We start from the raw sequence: 24226 nt of genomic DNA, 5'->3' as shown, positions 1-24226 counted from the left end.
CTACTGGGTCTTGGGCGGCACGATCTTGCCGCCCGTCTCGCCGGCCGGTGCCTTGTGCTGCATCGACGGCATCATGTTGCTGTTCAGGTGGAACATCACCCAGAGCGACCCCGTGAGGGTGATGACCACCAGCGTGAGCGTGAACATCAGCGACAGCATGTTCCAGCCGCCTTCCGACTTCGCGTTCATATGCAGGAAGAAGATCATATGGACGACGATTTGCACCGCGCCGATCAGCAGGATCACGATCGCCGTGGTCGACGACTTCTCGAACACCTCGCCCATCACGAGCCAGAACGGTATGGCTGTCAGGAACACCGACAGCACGAAGCCGGTCAGGTAGCCGCCCAGCGTGGCGTGCGGCCCGATGTCCTCGTCATGATGGCCGTGGCCGTCGTGGCCGTGCCCGTCCAGGGCATGGTCTTGTGCGCTCATGGCAGGGTCCCCATCAGGTAGACGAACGTAAAGACGCCGATCCAGACGACGTCCAGGAAGTGCCAGAACATCGACAGGCACATCAGCCGCCGCTTGTTGGCCGTGATCAGGCCGTGCCGGCCCACCTGCACCATCAGCACGATCAGCCACACCATGCCGAACGTCACGTGCAGCCCGTGCGTGCCGACCAGCGCGAAGAACGACGTCAGGAACGCGCTGCGCGTGGGGCCGGCGCCCTCGTGGATCAGGTGCGCGAATTCATAAAGCTCCACGGCCAGGAAGGCCGCGCCGAACACGCCGGTGATGGCCAGCCAGATCTGCGTGCCGGCCACGCGGTTCTGCTGGAGCTGGAGCATCGCAAAGCCGTACGTGATCGACGACAGCAACAGGAACGACGTGTTCAGCGCCACCAGCGGCAGCTCGAACAGCTCCGCGCCGGTGGGGCCGCCCGCGTACTCGCGGCCCAGCACGCCGTAGGCGGCGAACAGGCACGCGAAGATCAGGCAGTCGCTCATCAGGTAGAGCCAGAACCCCAGCAGCGTGCCGTTCTGGGGGTGATGCTCCTCGGTCAGGTAGAACTGGTAGCCGCCGGGCGGCACGTCGTCTGCCGCGGCGGTGTCGTTCACATGGAGGGGGAGGGTGGTATCAGCCATGGCCTGCCATCAGTTGGGTGCGCGCCGCCTCCGTCCGGACCACGTCCTCGGTCGGGATGTAGTAGTCGCGCTTGTAGTTGAAGGTATGGATGATTGCCGCGATGACCGTGGCCGCGAACGACGCGATCACCAGCCACCAGATGTGCCAGATCAGCGCGAAGCCCATCAGCGTGGACAGCCCCGCCAGCACGATGCCGGCCGCCGTGTTCTTGGGCATGTGGATCGGGATGAAGCCCTCCAGCGGCCGCACATAGCCGTGCTGCTTCATCTGCCACCAGGCGTCGGTGTCGTGCACCACCGGCGTGAACGCGAAGTTGTACTGCGGCGGCGGCGACGACGTGGACCATTCCAGCGTGCGGCCGTTCCAGGGGTCGCCCGTGGTGTCGCGCAGTTCCTCGCGGCGCCGGAAGCTGACCACCAGCTGGATGATGAAGCAGGCAATGCCGCACGCGATCAGGAACGCGCCGAACGCGGCGGTGACGAACCAGGGCTGCAGCGTCGGGTCGTCGAAATGGTTCACGCGGCGCGTGACGCCGAGCATGCCCAGCCAGTACAGCGGCATGAACGCGAAGTAGAAGCCGACCAGCCAGAACCAGAACGACGCCTTGCCCCACGACGCCACCAGCCGGTAGCCGAACGCCTTGGGGAACCAGTAGTAGATGCCGGCCATGAGCCCGAACAGCACGCCGCCGATGATCACGTTGTGGAAGTGGGCGATCAGGAACAGGCTGTTGTGCAGCACGAAGTCCGCCGGCGGCACCGCCAGCAGCACCCCGGTCATGCCGCCGATCACGAAGGTGACCATGAAGCCCACCGTCCACAGCATCGGCGCCTCGAACTTGATCTTGCCGTGGTACATCGTGAACAGCCAGTTGAAGATCTTGGCCCCGGTCGGGATCGAGATGATCATCGTCGTGATCCCGAAGAACGAGTTCACGCTGGCGCCGGACCCCATGGTGAAGAAGTGGTGCAGCCACACCAGGTACGACAGCACGGTAATCACCACCGTGGCGTAGACCATCGACGCGTAGCCGAACAGGCGCTTGCGGCAGAACGTGGCGGTGACCTCCGAGAAGATGCCGAACACGGGCAGCACCAGGATGTAGACCTCGGGATGGCCCCAGATCCAGATCAGATTCACGTACAGCATGGCGCTGCCGCCCTGGTCGGCCGTGAAGAAGTTGGTGCCGACGTAGCGGTCCAGCGACAGCAGCGCCAGCGCGGCCGTCAGCACCGGGAACGCGGCGATGATCAGCACGTTGGTGCACAGCGACGTCCACGTGAAGATCGGCATGCGCATCAGCGTCATGCCCGGCGCGCGCATCTTGACGATCGTCACCAGCAGGTTGATCCCCGATAACAAGGTCCCCACGCCCGCCACCTGCAGCGCCCATATGTAGTAGTCGACGCCCACGTCCGGACTGTGCAGGATGCCCGACAGCGGTGGATAGGCCAGCCAGCCCGTGCGCGCGAATTCACCGACGAAGAGCGACATCATCACCAGGATGGCGCCGCCCGTGGTCATCCAGAAGCTGAAGTTGTTGAGGAACGGGAACGCCACGTCGCGCGCGCCAATCTGCAGCGGCACCACGAAGTTCATCAGCCCCGTGACCAGCGGCATCGCCACGAAGAAGATCATGATCACGCCGTGCGCCGTGAAGATCTGGTCGTAGTGGTGCGGCGGCAGGTAGCCCAGGTTGTCGCCAAAGGCGATGGCCTGCTGGATCCGCATCATGATCGCGTCGGCAAAGCCGCGCAGCAGCATGACGATGCCCAGCACCATGTACATGATGCCGATCTTCTTGTGGTCGATGCTGGTGAACCACTCGCGCCACAGGTACCCCCAGACGCGGTAGTAGGTCAGCAGCGCCACCAAGGCCAGGCCGCCCAGCACCACGACGGCGAAGGTGCCGATCAGGATCGGCTCGTGCAGCGGGATGGCCTCCCAGGTCAGGCGGCCAAAGATCGTATTGGCGAGTTCGGAACGCTCGGGCATGGTTGTCACCTGGGCCGGTACCGGCCCGCGAGGGCCGATGAAGACGGCAAATGTTGAAACGGGGTTGTCCTGCCGGCAGTACGGGCGGGGGCGGCAATGCGGGCGCCGCGCATCAGCGCAACAGCCGGTTGCCCTCGCCGGACGACGCGGTATCTGGCGCGAACGCCGGCGCGGCGGCCGGGGTGTTGCTCGCGGTGCAGATGGCCGATGACGGATCGAACCTCAGCCGGCCGGGATTCCGGTTCTGGGCCATGGTGTCCGCCAGGCAGGCGCCGCCGTCTACACAGCGGTTCAGGATCAGGTGATAAAGGTCGGGCGCCACGCTGGCGTAGCGCTGCACGGGCTCGCGCTCGCTAGGCTGGGCCAGCTTCAGGTAGGCGTCCTTCGACAACTGCGTGCCAGACGCCTTGGCCTGCGCCACCCAGCGGTCGAAATCGGCGTCGGCCAAGCCGTGGAACTTGAACGTCATGTGCGAGAAGCCGGCCCCGCTGTAGTTGGCGGATAGCCCCTCGTAGACGCCGGCCTTGTTGATCACGGCGTGGAGCTTGGTCTCCATGCCGGGCATCGCGTAGACCATGCCGGCCAGCGACGGCACGAAGAACGTGTTCATGACCGAGGTGGCGGTGATCTTGAAGGCAATCGGGCGATCCACCGGCGCGGCCAGTTCGTTGACGGTTGCGATCCCCTGTTCGGGGTAGAGGAACAGCCATTTCCAGTCCATCGCCACCACTTCCACGGTCAGCGGCTTGACGTCGGCCGGCACGGGGCGTCCTTCGTCGATGCGGGTCAGCGGGCGGTAGGGGTCGAGCTGGTGGGTGCTGACCCAGGTGACGGCGCCCAGCGCGATGATGATCAGCAGCGGGGCGGCCCAGATGGCCAGTTCCAGCACCGTGGAGTGGTCCCACTCGGGGTTGTACGGCGCGTCGCCTTTCTCGCGGTAACGCCACGCAAAGAGCAGCGTGAGGCATATGACCGGCACGATGATCAGCAGCATCAGGCAGGTGGCGATGATGATCAGGTCGCGCTGCCGGACGGCCATGTCGCCCTGGGGCGACAGCAGGACCGCGTTGCTGCATCCCGCAAGCGCCAGCAATAGGGCGATTGCGGCACTTCTCGCAAGTAATTTTCCCGTCACACTTAACTTCGGCACTACAGCTTCGGAGCGTGGCATGGTCTTGGAAGTGGCGTTTGATTCACGTCGATCTCGGACTGCCGTAGCAATCTTCTGATTTCCAATGGCAGTTTAGGCGCTATTCTTGTGACTGCGGGACTTTAAGTGCAGTACGACATTCCTTCCGCACTCGATGGAGACTTTCAGATGGCAAGTCTGACTCACCAGCATCGCGCGTCGCCGACTGCACCTCCGGCGCCCGGCCACCATGAGGTGGCACCTGCCGAAATCGCCACTGGCGTGGTGATTGGCCGCGCTTCCGAGTACTTCGATTTCTTCGTCTACGGCATCGCGTCGGTGCTGGTCTTTCCGTCGGTCTACTTCCCGTTCGCAAGCGAATTGGCGGGATTGCTATTCAGCTTCGCGATCTTCTCGTTCGCGTTTATCGGACGCCCGTTTGGAACGGCCCTGTTCATGCGCGTGCAGCGCCGCTGGGGGCGCGGCACCAAGCTCACGGCGTCGCTGTTCCTGCTGGGCACGGCCACGGTGGGCATCGCGTTCCTGCCGTCCTACGCCTCCATCGGCAGCGCGGCCATCTACCTGCTGTCGCTGTTCCGCTTCCTGCAGGGCATTGCGTTCGGCGGGTCGTGGGACGGGCTGCCGTCGCTGCTGGCCCTGAACGCGCCCGAGAACAAGCGCGGCTGGTACGCGATGGTGGGCCAGCTTGGCGCCCCGACCGGCTTCATCGTCGCCGGCGCGCTGTTCCTGTTCCTGAGCGTGAGCCTGACGCCGGCCGAGTTCATCGACTGGGGCTGGCGCTATCCGTTCTTCGTGGCGTTCGCGATCAACGTGGTGGCGCTGTTCGCGCGGCTGCGGCTGGTGGTGACGCACGAATACACGCGGCTGCTGGAAGAGGACGAACTGGAGCCGATCAGCACGCTGCAGATGGTGAACGCGCAGGGCTTCAACATCTTCCTGGGCGCGTTTGCGTCGCTGGCCAGCTATGCGCTGTTCCACCTCGTGACCGTGTTTCCGCTGTCGTGGGTGAGCCTGCACAAGACGCAGGCGATCAGCGACGTGCTGGCCGTGCAGATTGTCGGCGCCGGCATCGCGTTCATCGGCACGCTGATTTCCGGCTGGCTGGCCGACCGTATCGGCCGCCGCACCACGCTGGCGACGATGGCGGTGCTGATCGGCCTGTTCAGCCTGGCCGCGCCGTGGCTGCTCGATGGCGGGGCGACCGGGCAGGACATCTTCATCCTGGTGGGATTCGGGCTGCTCGGCCTGTCCTACGGGCAGGCGGCCGGCGTGGTGACGTCGAACTTCGACACCAAGTTCCGCTACACGGGCGCCGCGCTGACCACGGACTTCGGCTGGCTGTTCGGCGCCGCGTTCGCGCCGCTGGTGGCGCTGGGGCTGTCGTCGCTGTTCGGGCTGGCCGCGGTGAGCCTGTACCTGCTCTCCGGCGTGGTGGCCACGCTGATCGCGCTGCGGATCAACCGCGCGCTGGGCACGCCCGACAACGACTGAACCGGCCACCCTTCGGACCCCGGCCAGGCGCGTGCCGCAGCAATGCGGCGCGCGCCTTTGCATTGGAGCGCCCGGCGGCCCCTTTGACTATTGGCGCGGGCTTCGACATGCTCACGGTTCGAATTGGGAGATACCGTGAAAGACCTGATCCAGGGCATTCTGAAATTCCAGCGCGACGAATTCCCCAAGCGGTCCGCGCTGTTCCAGGAACTGGCCACGCAGCAAAGCCCCACCACGCTGTTCATCGCGTGCTCGGACAGCCGCGTTGAGCCGGCGCTGTTGACGCAGAGCGAGCCCGGCAAGCTGTTCGTGATCCGCAACGCCGGCAACATCGTGCCGGCCTACGCGGTGCAGCCCGGCGGCGTGTCGGCCAGCGTCGAATATGCGGTGGCCGGGCTCAAGGTGCGCGACATCGTGATCTGCGGCCACTCCAACTGCGGCGCGATGACGGCGGTGGCCATGTGCCAGTGCCTGGACCACATGCCGTCGGTGGCGCAGTGGCTGGAACATGCCGCCGGCGCCCGGCGCGTGAGCCTGGCGCGGCCGCATGCGTCGGACCGCGAGCGCGTGGACGACATGGTCCGCCAGAACGTGATCGAGCAGCTTGCCCACCTGCGCACCCACCCGTGCGTGGCCCAGGCGCTGGCCGCGCGCCAGATCGAGCTGCACGGCTGGTTCTACGACATCGGCACCGGCGCCATCGACGCGCTGGACGGCAAGACCGGCCAGTTCGTGCCGCTGGCCGATTTTCCGGCGGTCACCGCCACGGACATGGCCCCCTGAGCGCGCCGCGCGGCAGGTCCGGCGGAAAGTGAAACAAACCGTACATGGTGCACCATCGGCCGGATTTGCCGTTATTGTTGTCATTCAACGAGGACAAAAAACGGCCAATCCGCCCATGCAGTTGCCCCCGATTCCTTCCAACGAAGCCGCGCGCCTGGCCACGCTCCGCTCGCTGAGCGTGCTCGACACCCCGCCCGAGGAGCGGTTCGACCGCCTGACCCGTCTGGCCAAACGCCTGTTTGGCGTGCCCATCGCCGTCGTCAGCCTGATCGATGCCAACCGGCAGTGGTTCAAGTCCTGCCAGGGGCTGGACGTCACCGAAACCTCGCGCGGCACGTCGTTCTGCGGCCACGCCATCTGCGGCGACGACATCCTGCTGATTCCCGATGCCACGCAGGACGCCCGCTTCCATGACAACCCGCTGGTCACCGGCGAGCCCCATATCCGCTTCTACGCCGGCCGGCCGCTTTCCGCGCCCAACGGCGCCAAGCTGGGCACGCTCTGCCTGATCGACCGCAAGCCGCGGTCGTTCGACGACGAGGACCGCGCGCTGCTGCACGACCTGGCGCGCATGGCCGAGCAGGAGCTGGCGGCCGTGCATCTGGCGACGATGGACGAGCTGACGTCGCTGTCCAACCGGCGCGGCTTTGCCGTGCTCGGCCAGCACGCCATCGAGCTGTGCCGCCGCCTGAACCGCCCGGCGACGCTGGTCTTCTTCGACATGGATGGCTTCAAGCCGATCAACGACCGCTTTGGCCACGCCGAGGGCGACCGCGCGCTGATGGCGTTCGGCGCGGAGCTGCGCGCCGCGTTCCGGGAATCCGATGTGGTGGGCCGCCTGGGCGGCGATGAATTTGCGGCGCTGCTGACCAATACCGACGCCACCGGCTGCCAGGACGCGCTGGCGCGCCTGCACCTTCAGGTCGATGCCTGGAACACGCGCAACCCGGCCGGCTACGCGCTGCGCTTCAGCGCGGGGGTCATCGCCTTCGACCCCCAGCGGCACGGCAACGTGCACGACCTGCTGGCCGAGGCAGACGCGGCGATGTACCGCAACAAGGCCGCGCGCAAGGCCGGCCGGCACTAGCCGCGCGGGCTAGCGGCCGGCGGGGGCGGCGCGCATGACGCCGGCGGCAATCTCGCTGGTCAGCGCGTCCACCGCTTCCAGCTCGGCCTCGCCGATCATCACCGGCGCGCGGGCGGCGCCCCAGTCGCCGTAGATCATGGCGATGCAGCGGTTGCGGATCTTGACCGGCGCCAGCAGCACCGTGCGGGCGTCCGGAATCGCGTCGCGATACCAGCGCGGCATGCGGTGGGCCACTTCGGCGTCGAACGTATCCTCGATCAGCAGCGGGCGGGCCGCCAGGCCGGCAAAGTGGAATACGTCGGGCACGAAGCCTTCCTCGAACGACAGCGCGGGCAGTACCTCGCGCATGCCATCGCCGAAGCCCAGCCGCGCGTGAAAGCGGCGCGTGGTCGGGTTCAGCATCATCAGGAAGCAGCGCGAGAAATCCAGCGCCCGCATGGTGGTTTCCAGCACCATCGGCGCCAGCTGCGAGACGGTCAGGTTGGCCCCCTCGCGCTGGACTTCGTCCAGCCCCTGGCGCAGGCGCTCCAGCACGTTGACGGGCACCGGGCCGTGCGGCGCGGCGCCATCCGCCGGGGCGGCGGCTTCCGAGGCCGAGATCGACGTATTCAGCACCTCGGCCTGCCGCACCGCCACGCTGACATCGCTCGGATTGAGCCCCAGCACCTTGGCATGGGTGGTCAGCAGCGCCTCCACGGACGCCTCGGTGCCTTCGCGGACCATCGTCACGGCGGCCTCGGCCGACACATGGGCGATGGCGGACAGCCAGTCGGCATGGGTTTCCAGCACGGTCTCGTTGGACAGCGTGCGCGGCTTCATCGCGTGGGCGATCAGCCCCGGCAGCCGCCACTTGCGCGCGGCGGCCTCGGCAATCTCTTCCAGCGAGACGCCCAGCACTTCCTTGGCCGCCTCGTCCTCGGTCATCGGGTGCGCGGCGCACATGGCCTCCACGCGCTCCCATTCCTCGGGGAAGTAGAACACCAGCAGCAGGCGGCTCATGTGGTGCATCAGCGTGCAGACCACCGCCTCCTCGCCCTCGTTGATGCCGCGCGCCTGGGTCAGCGCGCGCGTGATCTCGCCCGCCACCAGCGCGCGCTGCAGCGCCTTGAGCGCCTGCGGCCGCTTGGGCGCCACGCCGTGGAAGTAGTCCAGCAACTGGATGCCGAGCGTGAGGTGGCTGATCGCCTCCACCCCCAGCACCAGGATGGCGCGCGACACGGTGGTGACCTCGCCGCCGAAGGACCGGTACATCGCCGAATTGGCCAGCCGAATGACCTTCTGCGACAGGCTGAAGTCGGACAGCACGCTCGTGGCCATCTCGCCCACGGTCAGGTCGGCGTTGAGCGTCTTGAAGATGTTGTCGACGCAGTACTGCAGCGTCGGAAAGTCGCCTTGCTGGGCCATGCGGGCCCACAAGGTCTCGAAGAATTCGGACTTGGACATCAGGCGCCCACCCGCTGCGTGAACACTTCGTCGTCGCCCATGATGAGCCTGCCGTCGAGCACTGCGTTCTCGAAGTCCGCCGGACTCAGCGCCCGCGCGTAGCGCCAGCCCTGCACGAGGTCGCAGCCCTGCGCGGCCAGCAGCGCGCCCTGCGCGTCGGTCTCCACGCCCTCGGCGATGGCCACCAGCCCCAGCTCGCGGGCCAGCGACAGCACGGCGGACACGATGGTGCGCGCGTGCGGGGAATCGATCATGTCGGCCACGAAGCTGCGGTCCACCTTCAGCGCCGACAGCGGGAAGCGCCGCAGGTACGACAGGCTCGAATAGCCGGTGCCGAAGTCGTCCACGGCAAAGCGGATGCCCAGCGCGCGCAGCGACAGCAGCAGCCGCTCGGCGGCCTTCGGGTCGGTCATCAGCACGCTTTCGGTGATTTCCAGCACCAGGCGGTCCGCGGCGATGCCGGCGTCCTGGATGGCGCTGCGCACGCTGTCGTAGAAGTTGGGATGCAGGAACTGTACTGCCGACACGTTGACCGACATATGGCCCACGTGGATGCCCTGGGCATCCCACGCGGCCAGCTGGGCGCAGGCGCAGCGCAGCGCCCACGAGCCCAGATGCTTGATCAGCCCGTTCTTCTCGGCCACCGGGATGAAGATGTCCGGGCGGATGTCCTCGCCGGCGTGTTCCCAGCGCATCAGCGCCTCGACGGCGCAGATCTCGCCCGTGCCGGGCCAGACGATCGGCTGGTAGTGCAGCAGGAATTCGCCGCTTTGCACCGCCTCGAACATGCTCTGCTCGATGCGGAACTGCTCGTCCAGCCGGCGTTCCAGCTCGGGCGAATAGATGCAGTAGCGGTTCTTGCCCAGCGCCTTGGCCTCGTACATCGCCAGGTCCGCGCGGCGCAGTCATTGCGATTCGGATTGCGCGGCGCCGGTGGAAAACGACAGCCCGATGCTGGTGGTGATCCGCACGTGGCAGCCGCCCAGCAGGAACGGCTGGCGGCAGACGTGGATCACGCGCTCCAGCAGGCGGTGCGCGTCGGCCTCGGTTTCCAGCCCGTCCAGCAGCAGCACGAACTCGTCGCCGCCCAGCCGCGCCACGCTGTGGTGGCTGCGCACGGTGTCCTGCAGCCGGGCGCCCACTTCCTTGAGCAGCGCGTCGCCGTACTCGTGGCCCAGCGAGTCGTTGATGTTCTTGAACCCGTCCAGGTCCATCAGCGCCAGCGCGAACGGCTGGCTGGCCAGCGGGCCGGATGTGTATTCCTCGATGCGCTTGCGGATATAGGCGCGGTTGCCCACGCCGGTCAGCGGATCCAGGAAGGCACGCTCGGTCAACTGGCGCTCGGATTCGATCCAGTCGGAAATGTCGTGGCCGAACAGCAGCAGGCTGGCGCCGCCGCCGGCGCCGCAGTGATGGCTCACGCGCAGGTCGATCCAGCCGGGGCCGCCGCTGCCGCCGGCCACCCGCACGCGCTCGCGCCGGGGGGCGTGGTCGTGGGCGCAGCCCTGGAGCATGCGCGCCACGCGCTCGCGCGATTCCAGCGCGATCAGGTCCAGCACGGACGTATGGAGCAGGTAGTCGAGCGGATAGACCAGCAGGTCGGCCGTGGTCTCGGTGGCTTCGAGGATGCGGCCCTGGACGTCGACCCGCATGGCCAGCGCGCCGGAAGCTTCCAGCAACGCCCAGGCCTCGCCCCCGGCAGGGGTGGCACCGGCCAGCCGGCGGTCGGCAGGCTCGGGTGCCAGGGCTACATCGAATGCAAGCGCGGTCATGTATCGGTTATGCCCGAAGTCCTGTGGACGCAGGACGGATATCGGATGGAATTCTATGAATCTGAAGCGCCGTGACCCCGGGAGATGACACCAGTCCGCGGCAAACCTTGGCACGGAACATGACCACTGGCATTGGCGGGGCGGTTTGACGCGACAGCGGCGATTCTAATACGACCTGGCGTCCGCCTGAACACCGCATGGACAAACGGATTGCGGGAATCGGCGCGCCCGCAACACGCGCCCCCGGCCGCCGGGGGGCGCGGCGCGGGCGGGATTGACTCCCCCGGCGAAATCCGTGACACTCGCCGGCATGACCTGCCTGGGCGGCCAATGGCCGCGGACAGTCATCGACAACCCGCCCATCGAGGCGGGTTTTTTGTGGCCGTCGTCCGGGAGGGGGGCTGGGGAAAGAGGGAAAACCCTGAGCGGGCTGGCGAAGCGATGGCCGGCGTGTCGGCCGGCCAGCTTCCCGCTCCCATGTGGCGGGAGCGGTGGAGTGCGTCAGGCCTTCTCGGGCCCGAAATCCTCGGCGTCCACGTCGTAGTTCGCCGGTTCCCAGCGGATTGCCAGCAGCGCCAGCAGGCCGGCCAGCGGGGCCAGCGCGATGACCCAGAACACCTTGGTCGACAGCGCGGCGGCCAGCACCGGGAACAGGAACAGCGACGCCGTGGAGCTGGCGCGCATCAGCGTCTGGTTGAAACCGACGCCCACGCCGCGCAGCGACGTCGGGTAGCTCAGCGACGCGTAGGTCATGGTATGCGCGCCCGGGCCAAAGCCCTGGCCCAGCAGGAACAGCGCCAGGAAGGCAATGGCGGTGGCCACCTGCGCGCCGCCGTCGGGTTTGCCAACCAGCGCCAGGCCCACCAGCGCGGCAAGCTGGCAGGCGTAGCCGGTGACGGTCAGCTTCCAGGCGCCCGTTTTGGGCACCAGATGCACGCCAATCAGCCCGCCGACGAACGCGAACAGCAGGTTCAGCGCCAGCGACACCAGGATGGTCGTCAGCATGGTCTGGGCCAGGAAGCTGGCGATGATGACCGGCAGGCCGAACGCCACGGCGTTGTAGGCGAACGACGACGCAATCGACATGATCGTGGCCAGCGTGGTGCGGCGCGCGTAGACCCCCTTGAGCAGCAGGCCGTAGTTGCGCCACGACGCCGGGCGCTTGGGCGGCTCGGCCACCGCGTCGGGCGCCACCACGGCGTCGATGCCGTACGACGTGCGCAGGATCTTGGCCGCGCCTTCCAGGTCGCCCTGGTTGGCGGCCCACACCGGCGATTCGCTCATGTAGCGGCTGCGCACGGCGATGATGATCAGCGCCGGCACCGCGCCAAAGCCCAGGATGATGCGCCAGAGCAGCCCGCTGTGCGATTCGGGCAGGATCGCGTAGCAGCCCAGCACCAGCAGGTACGACACGCAGATGGCCGCGTACCACGTGGGGCACCACATCGCCACGCGCGCGGCCTTGTTGCCGTGCCCCTTCAGTTTCGAGAATTCGGCCAGGAACGCCATGGCCACGGGCAGGTCGATGCCGACGCCCAGGCCCATCACGAACCGGGCGCCGGCCAGCACGTACTCGTTCGGGGCCAGCGCGCAGGCAATGGCGGCGATCACGAAGCAGAGCATGTCGGCCATGAACACGCGGTAGCGGCCGATGCGGTCGGTGAAATAGCCACCCAGGAAGGCGCCGACGATGGCGCCGAACGTAATGGCCGACGCCACCATGCCGGTACCGGCCGGCGTCAGGCCGAATTCCTTCGAAACGTCCTTGAGGCCGAAGGCGAGCGCGCCAAGGTCATAGGCATCGAGGAAAATGCCGCCCAGCGCAATGGCCACGACGATCCGGGCATTGCTGACGGCGGCACCGCCTTCGTTGACGAGCCGCGCCACGTCGGCGGCGGAACGGATGACGGCGCGCGCGGGCGGCGCCTGGGTGGCAGCCTGTGCGCCAGCGGGCGACAGGGCGAGATCGACTGACATTTGTAGTTTTCGAGGGCGCTTGAAAAGGAAGGCGGGCGCCTCCCAGCACCCGCCCGTCAGCGGTGGATCGTACGACAACCGGCCCGGCGCGGCCAAATGCATTGTTGTTATATCTTTAGAACCGCACCTTGGCGGGGCCTTGCCGGGCCTGGCATTGCAAGCTGGCTGAAAGGCAGCCGGCCGGACCCTGATGTACGATGACTGCCGTTGACCACAGCAAGTACCAACGGAGACAAGGGATGACAGGACAGAGCAAGGTGGCGCTGGTCACCGGCGCGGCGCGGGGCATCGGCAAGGCCGTGGCCCAGGCCATGCTGGAGGACGGCTATCGGGTCGTGCTGGCGGGCCGGACCGCCGAGACGCTGGAAGCGCTGGCCGCGCAGGCCCGCGCCGCGGGACAGACCGCGCTGGCCGTGCAATGCGACGTCAGCCGCCCGGAATCGGTCGATGCGCTGTACGCGACCGTGCGCGAGCACTTCGGCCGGCTCGACGTGCTGTTCAACAACGCCGGCATCAACGCGCCGGCCGTGCCCATCGACGAACTGTCGGTCGAACAGTGGAAGGCCGTGGTCGATACCAACCTGACCGGCGCCTTCCTGTGCGCGCGCGGCGCGTTTGCGCTGATGAAGTCGCAGGACCCGCGCGGCGGCCGGATCATCAATAATGGCTCGATCTCGGCCCACGCGCCACGCCCGAACACCGTGCCCTACACGGCCACCAAGCACGCCATCACCGGCCTGACCAAGAGCCTGTCGCTCGATGGCCGCGCCCACGACATCGCCTGCGGCCAGATCGACATCGGCAACGCCGGCACCGACATGGCCAACCGCATGGCGCGCGGCGTGCCGCAGGCCAATGGCGAAATCCGCCCCGAACCGCTGATGGACGTCGCCCATATCGCCAGCTCGGTGCTGCATATGGCCAACCTGCCGCTGGACGCCAACGTCCAGTTCATGACGGTGATGGCGACGAAGATGCCGTTCGTGGGACGGGGGTAAGGAGAGAGGCTGGGGACGGGGGAGAGGGCAAGCGGCTTAAAGCGATTCAGATTGCGACGATCGCATCGTGAGCCGCCAGCCCTTCAGGCTGCAGGCTACCGCCCGCCCTGCCGCCCCGCCATGAACGCCGCGGCGTCGGCCGCCGTCATGCCGCGCTCGTCGCGGGCTTCGGGGTCGGCGCCGTGGGCTTTCAGCAGTTCCACAATGTCGGTGCGCTGGAACATGGCGGCCGTCATCAGCGCCGTGCGGCCGTCGGGCGATGCGCCTTCGACGTCCGCGCCGTGTTCCAGCAGGATTTCGATGATGGCCTGGTAGCCCTTGTAGGCCGCGCCGGCAATCGGCGTCTGGCCCATGGCGTTGCGCGTGTCCGGCGATGCACCGGCCTGCAGCAGCGTGCGCAGGGCGTCGGCGTGGCCGTGGTAGGCGGCCAGCATCACCAGCGTGTCGCCTTTTTCGTTGCGCAGGTTTGGCGGCATGCCGCGTTCGATCAAGGCGGCCAGTGCCGCGGCGTCGCCATTGCGCGCGAGATCGAAGACCTGGCCAAGCGCGGCGATCATGCGGGCTTCTTCGTCCGCGGTCATGGTGGGGGCCCGGTTTTCGTCCATTGCCGATTCCTTTCTGATTCGCCCTCTCCCGGGCAGGGCGGGAGAGGGCGTACTGCCTGAACTACGTGATTACCTGGCCTCGATCTTCTCGATCGCGGCCGCCACGCCGGCGCCGTAGGCCGGGTCGGCCTTGGTGCAGTGCTCGATGTGGCGTTGCTGGATGGGCTTGGACACCCCCTTGATGGCGCGCGCCGTGTTGTCGAACAGCGCCTGCTGCTGCGCCGGCGACATCAGGCGGAACAGCGCGCCCGGCTGCGAGAAGTAGTCGTCGTCCACACGGTGGTTCCAGTGGTCGGCGCTGCCTTCCAGCGTCAGCGGCGGCTCGCGGAAGTCCGGCTGCTCGGCCCACTCGCCCTTGGTGTTCGGCTCGTAGGCGATGGTGCCGCCCTGGTTGCCGTCGGTCCGGCCGCGGCCGTCGCGGTGGTAGCTGTTGACGTAGCGCGCGGCCTTGGGCGAGTTCACCGGGATCAGGTGATGGTTCACGCCCAGGCGGTAACGCTCGGCGTCGCCGTACGAGAACAGGCGGCCCTGCAGCATCTTGTCGGGCGAGAAGCCGACGCCCGGCACGATCGTCGACGGCGCAAACGCGGACTGCTCCACCTCGGCGAAATGGTTCTCGGGGTTGCGGTTCAGCTCCAGCGTGCCCACTTCGATCAGCGGGTAGTCCTTGTGCGGCCAGACCTTGGTCAGGTCGAACGGGTTGTACGGCACCTTGCTGGCGTCGGCCTCGGGCATGATCTGCACGCAGAACTTCCAGCGCGGGAAGTCGCCGCGCTCGATGGCTTCATACAGGTCGCGCTGGTGGTATTCGCGGTCCTGGCCCGTCACCTCGGCGGCCTCGGCGTCGGTCAGGTTCTGGATGCCCTGCTGGGTGACGAAGTGGAACTTGACCCAGTAGCGCTCCATGTCCTTGTTGATGAAGCTGTAGGTGTGGCTGCCGAAGCCGTGCATGTTGCGCCAGCTGCGCGGGATGCCGCGGTCGCTCATCACGATGGTGACCTGGTGGAATGCCTCGGGCAGGCTGGTCCAGAAGTCCCAGTTGTTCTCGGCGCTGCGCATGCCGGTGCGCGGGTCGCGCTTCACGGCGTGGTTCAGGTCGGGGAACTTGAGCGGGTCGCGCAGGAAGAAGACCGGGGTGTTGTTGCCCACGAGGTCCCAGTTGCCTTCCTCGGTATAGAACTTGATGGCGAAGCCGCGGATGTCGCGCTCGGCGTCGGCCGCGCCACGCTCGCCGGCCACCGACGAGAAGCGCATGAACAGCTCGGTCTTCTTGCCGACCTGCGAGAACAGGTTGGCGCGGGTGTACTTGGTGATGTCGTTCGTGACGGTGAACGTGCCGTAGGCGCCCGAGCCCTTGGCGTGCATGCGGCGCTCGGGGATGACCTCGCGGTCGAAGTGGGCCAGCTTTTCCAGGAACCAGACATCCTGCAGCAGTGCCGGGCCGCGCGGGCCCGCGGTCTGGATATTGTTGTTGTCGACGACGGGCGCGCCGAAAGCGGTCGTGAGCTTTTTCATGGGACTGGACTCCTTGGTGCATGGCGCGCGACGGGCGGGTCATGCGTGGACGTTTGTGGGTCTGCTTCCAGGCTGCCACCGGCGCTGCGGTGCGACCGGCGGGAGACAGGTGGAACTATCGCAGATGGAATGCGACAAGTCATATTGTATTGATCAATGCCTCTGATAGGCATCAGACTTTTGTGTTACAGAATTAAATCTTTTGCTAGGTTGGCAGTATCGGGGCCGCCCGGTCAGTCGTCGGAGGTGGCGAACTGGAACTGGCCCTTGCCGCGCGCCTTGGCGCGGTACAGCGCCCGGTCGGCCAGGTGCAGGATGTCGTCGGCGGTCAGGCCCTCGGGCCGCACATGGGCGATGCCGATGCTGACGCCGAGCCGGGCCTGGTGGCCGGAGGAGAGCAGATAGGGGGCGCTTACCTCGCGCAGCAGGTCCTGCGCCAGCGCCTGCACGCTCTGGGTGCTTTCGTTGCGCAGCACGATCACGAATTCGTCGCCGCCGATGCGGTAGACCAGCCCGCGCCCCGGCACGGCGCCGCGCAGCCGCTCACCCACACGCACCAGCAACTCGTCGCCGCTGCCATGGCCGAACGAGTCGTTGACGGGCTTGAAGCCGTCCAGATCCATATAGAGCAGCGTCAGGTAGCGGCCGGCGGCCATGCGCAGCGCGCTGGCCTCGCGGATTTCCGCCAGCAGGCTCGACCGGTTCAGCAGCCCGGTCAGCGAGTCGTGGCGGGCGCGGTAGGCGTTTTCCCGCTCGGAACGCATCGTCGCCACCACCATCGCGTTCATCCGGAACGACGCGCTGGTCATGCTGAAGACATACACGGGCAGTTGCAGCAGCGTGAGCAGGAACAGCGGCTCGTGGGCCTGCAGCGCGCCCGCGCAGATCGGGCCCAGGCTCAGCAGAATCATCAGCGCCGTCAGGCGCGGCGCGCCGTAATTGCGAAAACAGATACCGCCGCACATGGCCGCGGCCGACAGGCACGCCATGGCCGCGCTGAGCCAGTCGCCGCTGATGACGCTCAGGTAGGCGCCCAGCCCGACGCTGGCCGCCCAGGCCAGGGTCAGCAGGATATGGAGGTCGGTGGGCGTAGCGCGGCCTTGCCGGGCGGCGGCGCGGGCGCGGAACAGAACGACCACGCGCGCCAGGCAGATGACCGCTTCCAGCCCCAGCCAGACCAGAAATTCGGGCCGGCGCAGATGCAGCGTGATGACGGTGGCCACCATCAGCGTGTTCAGGATGCCGCCAAAGAAGATCGACAGCGTGCCGAACAGGCTGCCCACCAGCGCCTCGCGGATTTCGGCCGGCACGTCCCGGCCAGGTTCGGCAACCCAGCGCGTGAAAGGCCAGCGCGGGGCACTGTAGACCTGGCCCGACAGGAACATGGGGGAGTAGCGTTGGGTCATCGCCCATGCATTCTGCCAGAGGCACGTTACGCCGCGTGCACCGATTCGGTGGGGTGGACGCGCCGGCGGCGCGCCTGCAACACCGCCGCATCGCGCCGTGGCCGGGCGGCGATTTTCCACATTTTCCGGTGACCCATTTGATTGATACGGATGGTTGATATAAAAATGATCCGATAAATGCATCCGGATTATCGGCGGCATTTCCATTCAAAGTCAGTCTTTGCGATATTAATAATCGCGGATGGATTATCTTGATAATCCATTGCGGTGGCGTGGAATATCGCTTTTCCGGAGATGGGTGCGGCCTATGAGAAAACGGATCCATGGCAGGCGCGGTGTCTGTGCGACGGTACTGGTCGGCGTGGCCACGTCCGCGCAGTCGGCAACGGTGGTGGGGCCCAGCACCACGGGCGTGACGCTATCCACCGACACCGCCTACCAGCTCGACGCGGGCACCACCGTATCCGCCCAGCATGGCGATGCGGTGGCGGTGGCCGGTATCGCCCCGGTCACGTTCACCAGCGCCGGCACCATCCAGTCGTCGCTGGACGGCAGGGCGTCGGCGGTGCGGTTCAACGTGCCGGGCACCTTCGTCAACCAGGCCAGCGGGCTCGTGCACGGCAATACCTTTGGCGTGCTGATGACCGGCGGCGGCGTGGGCAGCAATGTCGTCAACTATGGCGATATCAGCGTGCAGGCCAGCCATGCGATTTATTACGACACCGATACCAGCGGCACCATCGACAATTACGGCACGATCAATGCCGGCACCTCCGGCACCGTCCGCTCCACCGCCGACGGCATTTATATCGAATCCACCGGCACGGTCGCCATCAATAATCACGCCGGCGCGTCAATCCGCAGCGGCGTCGGCAACCGCGATTATGCGTACGGCATCATCGTCGAGCGCGGGACCGTGGACATCCGCAACGAAGGCAGCATCGAAGGCTACATCGGGGGCATCCGCAGCACGACGCCCAATGCGGTGCGGATCGTAAACACCGCGGGCGGGTCGATCGTGGCCAACGTGGGGACGGCCGTGCAGCTGGGCCAGGGCGGCACGCTGACCAACAACGGCGTGATTGCCGGCGGGGGCGGGCCGGCCATCTTGCTGACCGGGGCGAACAACCGCGTGGAACTGGGCACCGGGTCGGTGCTGCAAGGCACCGGCAACGTCGTGGTGGCCAGCCAGGGCACCGGCAACGCCATCGCGCTGTCTGGCACCGGCACCGAGGCTGGCGACTTCACAGCCACCGAAGGCAACGGGTTTGCCTCGCTGGCGGCCGGCGCGGGCGCCGACTGGACGCTCACCGGCAATGTCAGCATGCAGGGCAGCGGCGCGGCGACGGTATCGGTCGACGGCAACCTGGCGCTCGGCGGCACGGTCGCCATTGCGGGCACGGGCGGCACGACGATTGGCAGCACCGGCCGGCTGACGCTGGGAACCGGCGGCGCGGGCGGCTTCGTCAATGGCAATTTCGCCAACGATGGCGAACTGGTCTTGCGGCGCAGCGACAACTTCCAGATCGCCGGCGTGCTGGGCGGCGCCGGCACGCTGATCCAGGCCGGCTCCGGCATCACGGCGCTGACCGGCGCGGGATCGACGCAAGGCGCGGTGTCGGTGCGCAGCGGCGCGCTGCTGCTGGGCCAGGACGGCACGTTCACGACCACGGGCGATTTCACGACCGAGGCCGGCGCAACCACGGCCATCGCGGGCCGCTCGTCGCTGACCGTCGGCAACAGTTTCACAATGAACGGCACGCTCGACGTGGCCGTGGGCCGCAACAAGCGCGACATCACGGCCAGCACCGCCACCATTGGCCCGGGCGCCACGTTCAACCTGGTCGGCTATTCGGCCGACGACGCAGCCAGCGTGTCCGAGCTGGCGTCGAGCGCGTTCACCGTGATCCACGCCAACACGCCGAACGGGCTCACCGGCACGTTCGACGCGGTGCGGCTGGGCGGCAAGTCGAGCGCGGCCGATTACCTGACGCTGACCTCCAGCTACGGTCCGCAGAGCTTTGTCGTCGGCCTGGGCCTGACCTGGTACGCGGCCCACAGCACGAGGCCCGACCTTGCCGCCGGCACGTTCACGCTGGCCGATCCCGACGACAAGTTCGAGCTCGACGCGCGGCTGATCGACCAGGCGTCCAACCCGGCCACGGGCTGGGACGGCCGCACGCTGACCAAGCTCGGGCCCGGCACGCTGCAACTGTCGAAGGCCAACCGCTATACCGGCCCGACCCGGGTGGAAGCCGGCACGCTGCTGGCCGGCGCGGCGAACGTAGTGGCCGCCAGCGAGCGTGTCAGCCTGGGCCCGGCCGCGACGTTCGATCTGGGCGGCTTCGACCAGACGGTCAACAACCTGTCCGGCAGCGGCGCGGTGGCGCTCGGGACGGCAACGCTGACGCTCAATCAGGCGGCGGACGGCGCGTTCGATGGCGTCGTGAGCGGCCCCGGCGGGCTTGGCAAGACCGGCGCCGGCGCGCTGACGCTGACGCGCGACCAGACCTACGGCGGCAATACCACCGTCGATGCCGGCGCGCTGATCCTGGACAACGGCGCGCGGCTGGCCGGCACCGGGCAGGTTACCGTGGCGCCCGGCGCGCTGCTGGGCGGCTATGGCGGCGTGGGCGGTTCCGTCGTCAACCACGGCGTGCTGGCCGTGGCCGATGCCGCGCCGGGATTCGACGGCCGACCGGCCGGGGTGTTCGCCATCGCCGGCTCGCTGGTCAACCATGGCGAAATTCGCATGGGCAGTCCGGTGCCGGCCAGCACGCTGACCGTCGGCGGCGACTACACCGGCAACGGCGGCCGGCTGACGCTCTACACCGCGCTTGGCGACGACAATTCGGCCACCGACCGGCTGGTCATCAACGGCAACACGTCGGGCCAGACGCTGGTGGGCATCCGCAATGCCGGCGGCGTGGGCGCGCGGACCGTCAACGGCATCCGCATCGTCCAGGTCGACGGGCGCTCGGACGGCGTGTTCACGCTCGATGGCCGGGTCGTGGCCGGCGCCTACGAATACGCGCTGCAGCAGGGCGGCGTGGCATCGCCCGACGATGGTGACTGGTACCTGCGCTCGCTGTCGGCGGCGCCCACGCCGGTACCGCGGCCGGAGACCGGCGCCTACCTGGCCAACCAGATGGTGGCGCAGGCGATGTTCCAGCACACGTACCACGACCGCGCCGGGCTGCCCGATTCGGACGGGCCGGGCCAGGGGCGGCCGGCACGGTCCACCGGCTGGGCCAGGCTGGCGGGCGGCCATGCCGACGGCAACGCGGACGGCGGCCGCCTTGCCGCGTCGGCCGATACCTTCGTGATGCAGGCCGGCATCGACGTGCTGCACCGCGTGACCGCCAGCGGGCGCTGGCAGGCAGGGGTGATGGCCGGCTACGGCACGTCCACCACGCACGCCAGCGCGCGCGACAACCCGGCCATCGCGCGCGGCACCGTGAACGGCGTGGCCGCCGGGCTCTACGGCACGTGGCACCGCGACGCCGAGGGCCCCGCCGGCCCCTATGTCGACAGCTGGGTCCAGTACGGCAACTTCCGGCACACGGTCAAGGGCGGCGGGCTGGCCGGCGAGGACTACACGAGCCAGCTCTGGTCAGGGTCGGTGGAGGCCGGCTGGGCGCTGCCGGTGGGGCACACGGGCGCCGGCGTGGTGCACGTCGAGCCGCAGGTGCAACTGGTCTACACGGACTACCACGCCGGCAGCCATACCGAGCGCACCGGCACGGTGGTCCGCAGCGACCGCAGCGGCGGCGTGGCCACGCGCGTTGGCACGCGGCTGTTCCACGCGCCGGCTGGCGAGGGCGTGCCGACGTGGATGCCGTACCTGGAGCTGAACTGGTGGCACAACAGCCATGGCAACGCGATGGCGTTCGACGGCGTGGTGGTGACGCAGGACGGCCCGCGCAACCGCGTGGAGACGAAGGTCGGCGCGCAGGCGCGCATCGGCCAGCGCTGGCGGCTCTGGGGCAACCTTGGCTACCAGTACGGCAACGGCGGATACGAAAGCATCACAGGGCTGCTGGGCGTGCGCTACGCGTGGTGAGCCGGCCGCGCCGGCCGCCGGGTGATGCCGCCGCCGGTTCGGCCGGGCGGGCCGAGGTTTACCGTGCCTTTTCGGACGACGCCTATATCCTTACAAGGTAAAACAACGCGCAGGAGACAACGATGCAAGCGAGGTTTGCGCGCGGCATTGCGCAGACGCCACTGACGGTGGCGGCCCGGGAATATCCGCTGGCGGAGGAGGCCGCCAAGCCCGAGGTCGGCGACCTGGTGACCGTCTTCAGCCAGGACATGGAGACCGAGTTCAGCGTCCGGCTGAACGCCGTGGCCGGGCCCGATCTCTGGTACGGCGTGATCTACGGCATCAATCGCGGCGCCGAGATGCTGGTCGTGGCCGAGGGGCTGGAACTCGACGACGTGGTCAGCGTGCGGCGCCAGGAGATCGCCTCGGTCATCAAGGCCGACCACCCCCACTGACCCACGCCTCGCCTGCGGGCGCGGAGATTGCCGCGCGGGTCCGGCTGGCGGTATGCTGCGGCTGCACAATGCCTGCCAGGGCAGGCATCGCCTTTTCCCGTCCAGCCACCGAGCCCGCGCCGTTCCATGTCCTCGTCCTTCACCCCCGCCACCACCGTACGCCAGTTCATTGCCGGACCCGCCGGCCAGCTCGAAGTCTTGATCGACCCGCCCGATGGCGCGCCCCGTGGCGTGGCCGTGGTCGCGCATCCGCACCCGAGCCAGGGCGGCACCGCCGAGCACAAGATTCCGCAACTGCTGGCGCGCGTGCTGCAGGCGCATGGCTTCCTGGCGCTGCGGCCGAACTATCGGGGCGTGGGCCAGAGCGAGGGCCAGTATGACGACGGGGATGGCGAGACCGACGACGTGCTGGCCGTGATCCGCCACGTGCGGGCCGCGCATCCGGCGCTGCCGCTGGCGCTGGCCGGCTTCTCGTTCGGCGGATTCATCCAGGCCCGCGCCGCGGAGCGGCTGGCCGCCGACGGCGAGGCCGTGGCGCACCTGATCCTGACCGGCATGCCGGCCGGCGCGCTGTCCGAGCACCTGTCGTACGACACGCCGGCGGTGCCGGCCCACAGCCTGGTGGTACACGGCGAGCACGACGAGCGCGTGCCGCTGGCCAACGTCTTCAACTGGGCACGGCCGCAGGAACTGCCCGTGTTCGTGCTGCCCGGCGCGGGGCATTTCTTCACGGGCAAGCTGCCGGGATTGAAGCGGGTGGTGGAGGGATACCTGGCGCGGCGCGAGGACTGACGCCCCCGGGCCGCCGCGCCGGTCAGAACTGGTAGTTGATCGAGATGTCGCCGGTCCAGCTTGTGGAGCGCGACGTGACCGGGCTGCTGCGCGCGTCGCCGACCAGCGCCGACATGCCCACGTCGGCCGTCGAGAACCAGTGCTTGTTGAAGATCCAGATGGCCGACACGCCGCCGCCGTACGACTTGATGCCGGCGCCGGCGCGGTGCTGCGCTAGCCCCGAGCGGGCCGACTGCTCGGCCGTCACGCCGTACCAGCGGCTCATGTAGGCCGAATCGGCAAAGGTCATGGTCGGGCCCGCGAACCAGAAGAACTTGTCGCTGCTGCCCGGCAGCGGCATGTAGGCGCCGATGTCGCCGATCACGCCGTTGGCGCCGCCGAACTGGCGCCGGATGTTGGCGCGGATGACCAGCGGGAATTCCTTCGACACCACGTACTCGGCGAACACCTTCGTTTCCGCCGCCATGCCGATGTTGCCCAGGCCGCCCAGGTGCTCGTGGTCCTTTTTCTCGCGGCGGCCCAGGTCGTACGTCAACGCCACGCCGGCGCGGACGTTAGGGGTGTGGATGATGTTCCAGCCCAGCCCCTCGCCGGTGGAAAAGAACGCGCGGTCGCGGTAGCGGATGTCGATGACCGGCCCGCCCAGCAGGTAGTAGTTGGTGGTGCCTTCGTAGCGCGGCCGGGCGCTCAGGGCGGCGCCCACGCGCACGTCCCAGTCGTGGTCGGGCTCGCCCACGAACATCTTCTTGAGCGGCACCCCCACCGAGTACTGCCACTCGGCCAGCGGCGCGGGCGTCTGGGCGTGGGCGCGCGGCGCCAGCAGCAGCGCCAGGGCGGCCAGCAGCGCCAGGGCCAGCCATCGTGCGGCGTGGCGGCGCGCCGCACGGGATGGCAGGGGGTGGGAAGGGACGCGCCAGGGCTGGCTATCCAGGATGGTCGACACGTGGTTCTCCGGTGTTCTTGTTGCCCCGGCGGGCCGGGGCGGAATCGACTTGAGGCGGGATGCGGGGCCGCCGGGATGACGGCAACTTATCTTTTCACCGAAGCCGGCGCCCGGCAACTTCCCTGTCTCCCACAACCGTGTAGGAAGGACGCCGATTCCGAGGTCAGCCGGCCCTGCCTACCATCGAAACTGGCACGTATCCCGGCCCCTAGCCGTGGCCTTCCTCCTCGCCGCGCCAGTCGCGCCGCATGATCAGGAAGGTGAACGACGTGGACCAGCCGATCAGGATCAGGCCCACCAGCGGCTGCACCGAGGCCAGCAGCCGCAGGGGCCCGATCGGGAAGATATCGCCGATGCTCTGGGTCGTGAACGTTTCCAGCGAGAAATAGATGTAGGCCACCGGGCCGTGCTCGCGCATGCCGGTAAGCTGGCCGATGGCCAGCACGTCGGCGCCCAGCCAGTAGCCGGCGCTGAAGACGATGGCCTCGATGCAGTGGGTCACGATGATCAGCACGATCACTGCACCAATATTGAGCTTGCCGCTGAGCCGCCGCGGATGGAATTCGGAAATCAGCCGCAGCGCCTCGTAGTGGATGGCCACCGCCAGCAGCGTCAGCGTGGCGGTCAGGGCCACGGCAAGCAGGTAGTTGAGCGGGGTGTCGACCATCGGCGGCGGGCAAGGG

General features: G+C 67.9%; 20 protein-coding genes. 7 read left to right on the top strand and 13 right to left on the bottom strand.

Annotated features, from left to right (window positions below):
• From cyoD to cyoA, 4 genes are all read right to left on the bottom strand, one after another.
• A complete protein-coding gene (cyoD, locus tag EPAKOI_RS24625; protein WP_124685656.1) occupies positions 1-435 on the bottom strand; it encodes a cytochrome o ubiquinol oxidase subunit IV in 435 nt (144 codons plus the stop codon).
• Positions 432-1088 (bottom strand): cytochrome o ubiquinol oxidase subunit III, encoded by a 657-nt coding sequence (gene cyoC, locus EPAKOI_RS24620; RefSeq protein ID WP_124685655.1) that lies wholly within the window; start codon positions 1086-1088, stop codon positions 432-434. Before cyoC ends, cyoD begins: the two co-directional genes overlap by 4 nt.
• Positions 1081-3084: a cytochrome o ubiquinol oxidase subunit I gene (gene cyoB / locus EPAKOI_RS24615; RefSeq protein ID WP_124685654.1), complete on the bottom strand. Its 2004-nt coding sequence runs from the start codon at positions 3082-3084 to the stop codon at positions 1081-1083. Before cyoB ends, cyoC begins: the two co-directional genes overlap by 8 nt.
• Before the next feature lie 112 nt (positions 3085-3196).
• Complete coding sequence (gene cyoA, locus EPAKOI_RS24610; RefSeq protein WP_124685653.1) at positions 3197-4255, bottom strand: ubiquinol oxidase subunit II; 1059 nt, start codon at positions 4253-4255, stop codon at positions 3197-3199.
• Between the two features lie 147 nt (positions 4256-4402).
• On the opposite strand from cyoA, the gene EPAKOI_RS24605 reads away from it, so the two are divergent.
• The 3 genes from EPAKOI_RS24605 to EPAKOI_RS24595 all read left to right on the top strand — a co-directional run bounded on the left by EPAKOI_RS24605 (position 4403) and on the right by EPAKOI_RS24595 (position 7595).
• On the top strand, positions 4403-5725 hold the full coding sequence (locus EPAKOI_RS24605) for an MFS transporter (RefSeq protein WP_124685652.1): 1323 nt from the start codon (positions 4403-4405) through the stop codon (positions 5723-5725).
• A gap of 135 nt (positions 5726-5860) precedes the next feature.
• Positions 5861-6508 (top strand): carbonic anhydrase, encoded by a 648-nt coding sequence (locus EPAKOI_RS24600; RefSeq protein ID WP_423193973.1) that lies wholly within the window; start codon positions 5861-5863, stop codon positions 6506-6508.
• A 115-nt stretch (positions 6509-6623) separates the two neighbouring features.
• Entirely contained in the window at positions 6624-7595 is a 972-nt protein-coding gene (locus EPAKOI_RS24595; RefSeq protein ID WP_124685650.1) for a GGDEF domain-containing protein, read from the top strand.
• Between the two features lie 9 nt (positions 7596-7604).
• Here EPAKOI_RS24595 and EPAKOI_RS24590 read toward each other — a convergent pair whose 3' ends face one another.
• From EPAKOI_RS24590 to EPAKOI_RS24575, 4 genes are all read right to left on the bottom strand, one after another.
• A complete protein-coding gene (locus EPAKOI_RS24590; RefSeq protein ID WP_423193972.1) occupies positions 7605-9038 on the bottom strand; it encodes an HDOD domain-containing protein in 1434 nt (477 codons plus the stop codon).
• Positions 9038-9922, bottom strand: coding sequence for a putative bifunctional diguanylate cyclase/phosphodiesterase (locus EPAKOI_RS24585; RefSeq protein WP_423193971.1), 885 nt, complete (start codon positions 9920-9922; stop codon positions 9038-9040). The genes EPAKOI_RS24590 and EPAKOI_RS24585 overlap by 1 nt, the downstream gene beginning before the upstream one ends.
• 21 nt (positions 9923-9943) lie before the next feature.
• Complete coding sequence (locus tag EPAKOI_RS24580; protein WP_423193970.1) at positions 9944-10810, bottom strand: diguanylate cyclase domain-containing protein; 867 nt, start codon at positions 10808-10810, stop codon at positions 9944-9946.
• Positions 10811-11311: 501 nt separating this feature from the next.
• Positions 11312-12787: an MFS transporter gene (locus EPAKOI_RS24575; protein ID WP_124685647.1), complete on the bottom strand. Its 1476-nt coding sequence runs from the start codon at positions 12785-12787 to the stop codon at positions 11312-11314.
• A 239-nt stretch (positions 12788-13026) separates the two neighbouring features.
• Here EPAKOI_RS24575 and EPAKOI_RS24570 point away from each other — a divergent pair, with 239 nt between their 5' ends.
• Positions 13027-13785, top strand: coding sequence for an SDR family oxidoreductase (locus EPAKOI_RS24570; RefSeq protein ID WP_423193969.1), 759 nt, complete (start codon positions 13027-13029; stop codon positions 13783-13785).
• Positions 13786-13880: 95 nt separating this feature from the next.
• Here the strand turns inward: EPAKOI_RS24570 and EPAKOI_RS24565 are convergent, their stop codons facing one another.
• The 3 genes from EPAKOI_RS24565 to EPAKOI_RS24555 all read right to left on the bottom strand — a co-directional run bounded on the left by EPAKOI_RS24565 (position 13881) and on the right by EPAKOI_RS24555 (position 17311).
• Entirely contained in the window at positions 13881-14366 is a 486-nt protein-coding gene (locus EPAKOI_RS24565) for an ankyrin repeat domain-containing protein (RefSeq protein WP_124686715.1), read from the bottom strand.
• Between the two features lie 93 nt (positions 14367-14459).
• On the bottom strand, positions 14460-15905 hold the full coding sequence (locus tag EPAKOI_RS24560; protein WP_423193968.1) for a catalase: 1446 nt from the start codon (positions 15903-15905) through the stop codon (positions 14460-14462).
• A 233-nt stretch (positions 15906-16138) separates the two neighbouring features.
• Positions 16139-17311 carry a GGDEF domain-containing protein gene (locus tag EPAKOI_RS24555; RefSeq protein ID WP_253700310.1) on the bottom strand — a complete coding sequence of 391 codons (1173 nt, stop codon included), beginning with the start codon at positions 17309-17311 and terminating at the stop codon, positions 16139-16141.
• 307 nt (positions 17312-17618) lie between these two features.
• Here EPAKOI_RS24555 and EPAKOI_RS24550 point away from each other — a divergent pair, with 307 nt between their 5' ends.
• The 3 genes from EPAKOI_RS24550 to EPAKOI_RS24540 all read left to right on the top strand — a co-directional run bounded on the left by EPAKOI_RS24550 (position 17619) and on the right by EPAKOI_RS24540 (position 22600).
• Entirely contained in the window at positions 17619-21374 is a 3756-nt protein-coding gene (locus tag EPAKOI_RS24550; RefSeq protein ID WP_423193967.1) for an autotransporter outer membrane beta-barrel domain-containing protein, read from the top strand.
• A gap of 122 nt (positions 21375-21496) precedes the next feature.
• Positions 21497-21808: a hypothetical protein gene (locus tag EPAKOI_RS24545; protein WP_124685643.1), complete on the top strand. Its 312-nt coding sequence runs from the start codon at positions 21497-21499 to the stop codon at positions 21806-21808.
• 126 nt (positions 21809-21934) lie between these two features.
• Entirely contained in the window at positions 21935-22600 is a 666-nt protein-coding gene (locus tag EPAKOI_RS24540) for an alpha/beta hydrolase (protein WP_313839013.1), read from the top strand.
• A 22-nt stretch (positions 22601-22622) separates the two neighbouring features.
• Here EPAKOI_RS24540 and EPAKOI_RS24535 read toward each other — a convergent pair whose 3' ends face one another.
• Positions 22623-23495, bottom strand: a complete 873-nt coding sequence (locus EPAKOI_RS24535) for a MipA/OmpV family protein (protein WP_124686713.1) — start codon at positions 23493-23495, stop codon at positions 22623-22625.
• A 256-nt stretch (positions 23496-23751) separates the two neighbouring features.
• On the bottom strand, positions 23752-24210 hold the full coding sequence (locus EPAKOI_RS24530) for an ion channel (RefSeq protein ID WP_124685641.1): 459 nt from the start codon (positions 24208-24210) through the stop codon (positions 23752-23754).
• Positions 24211-24226: the final 16 nt, after the last annotated feature.

The sequence above is a fragment of the Cupriavidus sp. H18C2 genome, from assembly GCF_049393795.1.
GTDB classification, from domain to species: domain Bacteria; phylum Pseudomonadota; class Gammaproteobacteria; order Burkholderiales; family Burkholderiaceae; genus Cupriavidus; species Cupriavidus pauculus_C.
This window is presented reverse-complemented; position numbering and strand designations above follow the sequence as displayed.